Source organism: Kosmotoga sp. (genome assembly GCF_982836095.1).
In genome coordinates this window covers 4112-11642 of record NZ_CEYIHJ010000047.1, presented here as the reverse complement: position 1 = coordinate 11642, position 7531 = coordinate 4112, and the positions used below count along the sequence as shown (strand labels likewise).

Sequence of the window (7531 nt, the reverse complement as noted above, 5' to 3'; positions counted from 1 at the left end):
AAATCTACTGGAAAAGGGAACGTTGCCTCAAAAATAAATCTACTCGAAAAAAAATAACATTTAAAAACCCTGATGATCAGCTAAATATACGATTTCGCTGAGAACTACTTCAAGATAATGTCGAATTAGAGAACTTTCATGCTAAAATCAAAAGTTAAGAAGAAATAACCGGAGGTAAGTAATATGTTGCGTGAAAGTACCAATGGTGAAGTTGAAAGATTATCCAAACGATTTTTTTCAAAGGTTCATCTTGATGTTCTTGATATGATCGATGAGCTAATCATAATCTTTCTTATCGATTCTGTGGAAAGGCCTGGGCAAATTATTTTTGCCAACAAAATGGCTGTGAAACTTCTTGGATACTCTCTTGAAGCCTTGCAAGAAAAAAGCTTTTACGAACTGGCAAAAAATATTCCCATAGATGACAAATTCAGCGAAAAAAAGATGTTCAATTGCGAACTTATTGCATTTTCTGGTTTGCGCTTAGCTTTTTTAAGCTCTTTGAGTTTTATGGAACATTCTGGAAGGAGCATGGGTGTATTTATTGGTAAAGATAACAGCAAAACAAAGAGGCTATTGAAAGAATTGCAGTGGAGAGTCGATTTTGAAAGCCTTATAGCCAAAATTTCTTCTATGTTTATCGGCTCATTCGACTTTGATAATGCCGTGAATAAAGCCCTTGCGGAAATTGGCATTTTCACAAGAGCTGATAGGGCATATCTTTTTCTATTTAACGAAGATGAGAAGAGCATGTCAAATACTCACGAGTGGTGTGCTGAAGGAATAAAGCCAGAAAGGGAAAGGCTTCAAAACCTTCCAATTAATATGTTCCCATGGTGGATGCGTAAATTGAGAGCTGGAAAAACACTTAACATTGAAGAAGTGGCAAAATTACCCGAGGAAGCCTCGGCTGAAAAGGAAATTCTTCAGGCTCAAAACATAAAATCTCTCATAGTTCTTCCTATTTTTGTTGGAGAGAAACTTATGGGATTTGCTGGATTAGATGATGTGGCTCGGGACACCCCATGGCAAGAAAGCGACATAAAGTTGTTGAGAATTTTTTCGGAAATCTTATCAAGAGCTTTTGAAGTGAGTCGTTTCAAATAAAAAAAGGGGCTTACGCCCCTTATGAATTGAAGCTTGAAATGATTTTCCTGAGCTTTTCTTCAAGCGTTCTATAAGAAAGGTGTTGTTGCCCGATTGAAAAGTTTTTTTCAGCCTTGCGCTTATACTCTTTCCCGTTCTTCAGCAATTCTATTGCTTCTTTTGCGGCTTTCACAATTTTCTCTCTTGGGATTTCAACATAGCTTGTGCCACTTCTTTCTGCGTATTGTGCTCCAAGGCTTATTACTTCAAAACCCAGCGGCTTGATATCGGTCAAATACACTGGATATTCAAAAACAATCATGTTCTTTTTTGAGAAAAGGGCTTCAAGGAATTGGTTGCCCCAACCTTCAAGAATACTGGGATAGGTAATCATGTCTGCAACCACATACATATCCCAAAGCGAGTACATTTTCTCGTCTTTATGCTCTTGCCTTCCAGCACCCATTATTTGATTACACCATATAACTTCTACCCCTTCTTTTGCAGCGATTTCCCTGAGAAAGCTGTCGTAATTTGTCGCTGTTTCAATGAGTCCTGGCATGAGCATTACAATCCGATCATCAGCTGTGAACTTCCGACCATCATAAAGAGTTCCATAAAGCTCCTCACGCCTTCTGCTCACTTCGCCAACTACTTCTATCGCCAACTCTATGGCTTTTCTATCTGTAACCCGTGTGGCTTGTAAAAACACTATATCATTGGCTGAAATACCCAGTTTTTCTCTAAGGTCCCGATTGAACTCATCTGGTTTCCAAAGTGGTTGCTCAAAGTCAAACACATTTGGAATAACCGTTGAATCGAGACCTTTCCTTTTTAAAAGTTCCTTTCTTGCAATTTCGTTTATTACTACCTGCTTTATATTTCTGTCTTTTGGAGGATAATATTTTTCAAGGCATTCTTTTACAAAACCACAAGTCGGTTTGCTTAGTACAGTCCTTTCCCAGTAAAAATCGTGGTTGTGTGCTATAGCTTTTAGCCCCAGCTTTTTAATAACTTCTGCAAAAGCAATTGCCACCGGTAAAGCCACCCCCAGTGAAAATATGTTGTTGGGGACGATAACTTCAATGTTGTTCTTTTCAACAGCGTTCGTGAGCTTTTTTTCAATGATCATAGCTTCACTCAAGATGTCTTTTTTAAATTCCTCTTCATTGGTATAATCCTTTAATTCTCTATAAGCGTTATATTCTATTTTCTTGAAGCGTTCACTATGAAAACTCATTTCGGGAATGTATATTTCACCGTAATTCGGTGTACCGGAGATGAAAAAAACTTTATGTCCCATTCTCTCCAAAACTTTTCTCCATTTCTCCATCTCCAGAGATACTCCATCAGTTTCACCAACTCTAAAATGCGCAAGGCCAATATTCATCTGGGCAACTCTCCTTTGTCAAAACTAATTTGTTTTGAGTCTTTCTTCAGTGTCTATATCAAAAAACATGACACGCTTTTCGTCAAATGAAATGTTGATAGTTTCATCCGGTGAATATTTCGGAAAAGATGGCGCAACTATCTTCATGATTTTTCCATTTAACTCTATTGCAACCACCTGATGAGAACCTTGAGGTTCAACCACAAGCACCTTTTCCTTGAAAACTGTTTCTCCACTGTTGATCTGAATGCTCTCGGGTCTGATTCCCATTATCAGTTTATCCTTATCGTAATCCTTTAAGTATGAAAGCAGCCGCTCGTTTAATTTGAAGTTGAATGAAGGATGAACAAGGAATGTTTCCCCTTTATCTCGCTTTATTTCCATTTCAAGAAAATTCGTTGGAGGAGTGCCTATAAAACCAGCTACAAAAATATTTGTACTATTGAAATATACATCATCTGGTGTACCAATCTGTACAATTTTTCCATCTTTCATAACCACAATTCTATCCGCCATACTCATAGCTTCTGATTGGTCATGAGTTACGAAGATAGTAGTAGCCTCAGTTTTATGATGAATGGCTTTTAGCTCTGTTCTCATACGCACTCTAAGCTTTGCATCAAGGTTGGAAAGTGGTTCATCCATCAAAAAGAGTTTAGGCTTCACCGCTATTGCCCTGGCAAGTGCAACCCTTTGTCTCTGGCCGCCTGAAAGTTGTCTTGGAAATCTTTCAAGGTATTCTCCAATGTTGACTAATTCAGCGACTTCTCGAACGATTTTATCGATTCCAGATTTTTCCATTTTCCTTAGCTTAAGGGCAAAGGCTATATTTTCATAAACAGTCATATGTGGCCATACTGCGTAACTCTGAAAGACCATGGAAACGTTCCTTTTTCTCGGTGGCATGTCGGTAACGTTTTCATCATCGATAAGAACCTTTCCCTCTGTAACTTCTTCAAGCCCGGCTATCATTCTGAGAGTAGTGGTTTTACCGCAACCTGATGGGCCAAGGAAAACAATGAATTCCTTATCATTCACCTTTAGATTTACATCTTTTGCACCCCAAACGCTTTTACCATACCTTTTTGAAAGATTTATAAGTTCAAGTGTAGCCATACACTCAGCTCCTTTTTCATAATTTTCTTAGACTTAGACACGCACTCCGCCCCACATTTGGAGTATATATCTCCTTATTATCATGGTGAAGAGGACAGCGGGGAAAGCAAGTGTTACGCTTCCTGCGGCGACGAGATTTATCATGCCTTTTGTTCCAACGAGCGTCTGATAGATGACAACAGGAAAGGTGGGATTGAACTGGGTTAGAACAATGGCTTGAGCAGTTTCTGACCAGCTGCCTATAAAAGCGTACATAGCGCTTGCGGCTAATCCTGGAAGGGCAAGCGGAAGAGTTACTTTAAAGAAAGCTCCCCAACGTGAAGTACCAAAAACCTGAGCAGCCTCTTCAAGCTCCACAGAGATTCCCATGAAAATGCTCGCTGTAATCCATGTGGTCATTCCTATTTGCCCAACCGAGTAAACAAGGGATAAGCCTATCGGTTTATCATAGAAGCCCATCTGAGCAAGAATTATTACCATGGGCATTGCAATTGCGATTCCAGGAAACATCCTGACAAAAAGGACACTCAGTTTCAGCATGTTCTTTCCTTTAAAAACATATCTTGCGAAGGCGTATCCTGCCATGCCACCAATAGAAAGTGAAATAAGAACGGTTAATAGCGCAACTTGAATGCTTCTTAATAAAGCGCCAACAGAATCAGAAGTAACTCTGAAAAAGGTTATATAACTGGCAAAAATGTTTTTGCGAACCTTGAAGGTAACTCCGCCAATTTCACGTAGTTTCTTTTCAATCTGAGCAATTCTTTCCTCTGCCAGGGATTTCTCCTGTGTTTTAACTTCAAGCTGCTTTTCGTAGTTTTCGCGAATTTCCCGAAAAGTTTCGTCTTCGGGGTCTATGAGTTTGAGCTTTTGTTTGGCCTTGACAATATCCCTATTCAACCTGCTTATGTTGATATTTTCTTCTTTTAGCTGTTTTTTTAACTCAGTGATTTGTGCTTTGTTTTGCGCTGTTATCTGATTAAGTTCCTGTATCTTTTCCTCGAGCAAAGATTTTGGAATCTTGCTACTGGTTTTTCGGTTAACAAAATCGATCATTTTCCCCAGATCATCAGAATCAAAGATCGCCGAGAAATCTTTTTTCGATCTACTATATACGCTTATGAGAAAACCACCTGGAATATCATCGGATTGTTGAAGCAAGAAAGTGTTAGAAAAAGCCGGTGCCAGGGCTATTGGCCAGTCATACGCCTCTTGATCTGACATAAACGATATTGATACAAGAAAGTAGATCGGTAATATGATAACCGTAGCTATGCCCGCAACAAATATATAAAAAACAGTGCTTGATATTATTTTTTTCCCTTTTTTTCTCGCCATTAAGCTTCCTCCTTCTTGAAGGCACCGGAGACCTTCAGATAGAGTACGGCCACGATTGAAACAATCATCGCGACTATAACTGAATATGCGAGAGCAATTCTATAGAACCCTAAGAGTTCTTCTTTATAGAAAACAACTTCCTCAAGAAGGACAGGAATCCTTCTGTAACCATAGATCATTACGATAATGAGCCAGACTTGAATTGCAGAAATTATCCTAAGAATCAAGGCAGTTTGAATGCTGGATTTTAGCATAGGCATTGTTATCTTTCTGAGAACAGTTGGTTTATTACCACCAAAAATGTACCCAGCTTCTATCGATTCTTTTGGAATACCCTGAAGGCCTGCAAGTAAAATAACCATCATGAAGGGAATGACCTGCCATGCATCAATGATAATGACAAGCATTAAAGATTGAAATTCATTTCCTGCGAGAAATGGAATCTTTCCATCAGCGGCTATTAAACCGGCCTTATAAAGTAAACTATTCATCCAACCATATGTAGCAAATCCGCTTGACCACATAGCCCCAACAGCGGTAGCGGGTAGTGCCATAGGGATCAAAGCCAAAGAAAGAAACAGGCCAGCCCCTCGAAACTTTTTATTGATAAGTAACGCCAGTCCCAGAGCCACAACAAATTCAATAGTAACGGAAATAGCAACAAAAATCCCTGTGTTGATTATCGCTTTTACGAAGAAAGGATCGCTGAAAATTGTCTTGTAATTTGCCAGTGAAAATGTACTGCTCCCCTCTTCCTGAAAGCTATAAAAAACAGCTGCAAGAACAGGTCTTAACCAGAAAATAGCGTAGTAAAGAATTGTGGGTGTTATCAAAAGGTAGGGAATATACCTTTTGAATTTCGTCGCCGTGATAACCATCACCACCTAATCAAAATTGATTCAAAATAATGGGGGACATAAGTCCCCCCTATTGCAAACAGAAAATGCCTATTACTTTCTAAGAGCGTCGATTTTGAGCTGCATGATCTCGAGGTATTCGGGATCAAAAATACCATTCATGATCATGTTCTTGAAAATGTCATCGTAAACGAGTTTAACCTGACCCCAGTCTTTCCATTTGGGAGCGATGTAAGAAAGGACGCCATTTTTCATGACCATGATAGATTTCTCGATAACTTCATCTTCCACAGTGTCGCCAAGGTAAATGATGGCTTCTTCAACAGTGGGAATGAAGCCTCCTGTCCCTTTGCTGACTTTTAACATGACATCGGGTCTGGTAATATACTCAAGGAACTTAACGGCAAGATCGTAATGTTTTGTTCCCTTGACAATAGCGAGACCACTTGTACCGGCGACCGAACCTCTTCCAGCAGGGCCTTTGGGAACTGGAGCGATTATGAAGTTTGTCGGATCGTTCTTATAGACTTCACCGACTCTAGCACAATGAGCAGCTGCAAGCCAGGCTTCGCCCCTTTTCAGAGGTGGTCTTGAATCATCGTAAGTCATAACAGCTGGCGGGAATGCGTCTACCATTTTGCTCAGTAGATAGAATGCAGCCATGGCACCAGGATTGTCGAGATTTGGCCAGTCAGCGCCGTAAGAAAGACAGATAGCCCCGGCCTGATAAATAAAGGATTTCTTGGGAACTCCGGTTACAACAAATTTCCCTTCGCCTTCGCCAAGAGCTATTGCATTGGCCCACTCTGCTACCTGTTCCCAAGTAAGATTCTGGATGTCTGCGCCTTCCGGAAGGTATGGAAGAGCCTTTTTGTTGGCAATAAAGAGGTAAACATCCGCTCCGATAGGAAGGAAATACCTTTTGCCATTGAAAACTGTCATGGAATCAAGGCCTTTTGAGAAATGCCTGTCAGTCCACTGGGATACGACATCAGTCAGATCAACAACATAACCGTTGTCAACCCATTCGGGCATGTTTGCGGCGTAGGCAATAATTACATCAGTCGTGATATTGCCCGTTTCTTGCTGTAGCTTCACCTGCTCTAATATTTTCTGATCATCGAGAGTGGAGAATTTCACTTCAACGCCATACATTTCCTCGAAAGGTTTGAGGATTTCGTTGATGACAAATTCCTTCTCTGATGGCGGTGTCCAGAGCCTTGACACGACAACTAATGTTTCTTTACCAAATGCAAAAGCTGCAATAGCAACAAGCATAAGAACAAGAAGTAGCTTTTTCATACGTACCCCTCCTTTTAAAAGATAGTTAAAGACAACGTTGTCATAACTGGTACAGAATAAGCTTACTACTGTGAACCTACTTATACAAATGGAATTATAGACTATAATTCACGAATATCCCAGAACAAACGCTTTTATAGCTTATTACGGGCTCAGTTCGAATTTTATAAGATTTCATACTTTTTTTAATTTATACTATAATAATGTAGTCGTAGATGACAATGTTGTCAATAGAGGGTGGTTAAAATGAAAAAGGTTACCATTACAGACATAGCGAAACTCACTGGTTATTCTATAAAAACGGTTTCCCGAGTTATAAATAACGCGCCCAATGTAAGAGAGGAAACCCGCAGGAAAATCTTGCAGGTCATTGAAGAACACAATTACAGCGTTAATCTTCTTGCGAAAGCGCTGAGAAATAGCGAAACCAGAACCGTAATAC

The 7531-nt window shown here is 39.8% G+C and carries 7 protein-coding genes; 2 read left to right on the top strand and 5 right to left on the bottom strand.

Translation table 11 applies throughout. The features are described 5' to 3' along the window. Positions 1-183: 183 nt before the first annotated feature. On the top strand, positions 184-1107 hold the full coding sequence (locus AC3LHT_RS04745; RefSeq protein WP_488662128.1) for a GAF domain-containing protein: 924 nt from the start codon (positions 184-186) through the stop codon (positions 1105-1107). A gap of 19 nt (positions 1108-1126) precedes the next feature. On the opposite strand, the gene AC3LHT_RS04740 is transcribed toward AC3LHT_RS04745, so the two are convergent. The 5 genes from AC3LHT_RS04740 to AC3LHT_RS04720 all read right to left on the bottom strand — a co-directional run bounded on the left by AC3LHT_RS04740 (position 1127) and on the right by AC3LHT_RS04720 (position 7089). After that, on the bottom strand, positions 1127-2476 hold the full coding sequence (locus AC3LHT_RS04740; RefSeq protein ID WP_488662127.1) for a glycosyltransferase family 4 protein: 1350 nt from the start codon (positions 2474-2476) through the stop codon (positions 1127-1129). Between the two features lie 24 nt (positions 2477-2500). Continuing rightward, positions 2501-3592 (bottom strand): ABC transporter ATP-binding protein, encoded by a 1092-nt coding sequence (locus tag AC3LHT_RS04735; protein ID WP_488662126.1) that lies wholly within the window; start codon positions 3590-3592, stop codon positions 2501-2503. 33 nt (positions 3593-3625) lie between these two features. Beyond that, positions 3626-4930: a carbohydrate ABC transporter permease gene (locus AC3LHT_RS04730; protein WP_488662125.1), complete on the bottom strand. Its 1305-nt coding sequence runs from the start codon at positions 4928-4930 to the stop codon at positions 3626-3628. Then, the gene (locus tag AC3LHT_RS04725; protein WP_290646860.1) at positions 4930-5808 is read right to left on the bottom strand and encodes a carbohydrate ABC transporter permease; all 879 of its coding nucleotides are present in this window, start codon (positions 5806-5808) and stop codon (positions 4930-4932) included. Before AC3LHT_RS04725 ends, AC3LHT_RS04730 begins: the two co-directional genes overlap by 1 nt. A 72-nt stretch (positions 5809-5880) precedes the next feature. After that, positions 5881-7089: an ABC transporter substrate-binding protein gene (locus tag AC3LHT_RS04720; protein ID WP_290646859.1), complete on the bottom strand. Its 1209-nt coding sequence runs from the start codon at positions 7087-7089 to the stop codon at positions 5881-5883. A gap of 246 nt (positions 7090-7335) precedes the next feature. Between AC3LHT_RS04720 and AC3LHT_RS04715 the strand changes: the two genes are divergently transcribed. After that, positions 7336-7531: LacI family DNA-binding transcriptional regulator (locus AC3LHT_RS04715; RefSeq protein ID WP_488662124.1), on the top strand; the 196-nt coding region annotated here is incomplete at its 3' end.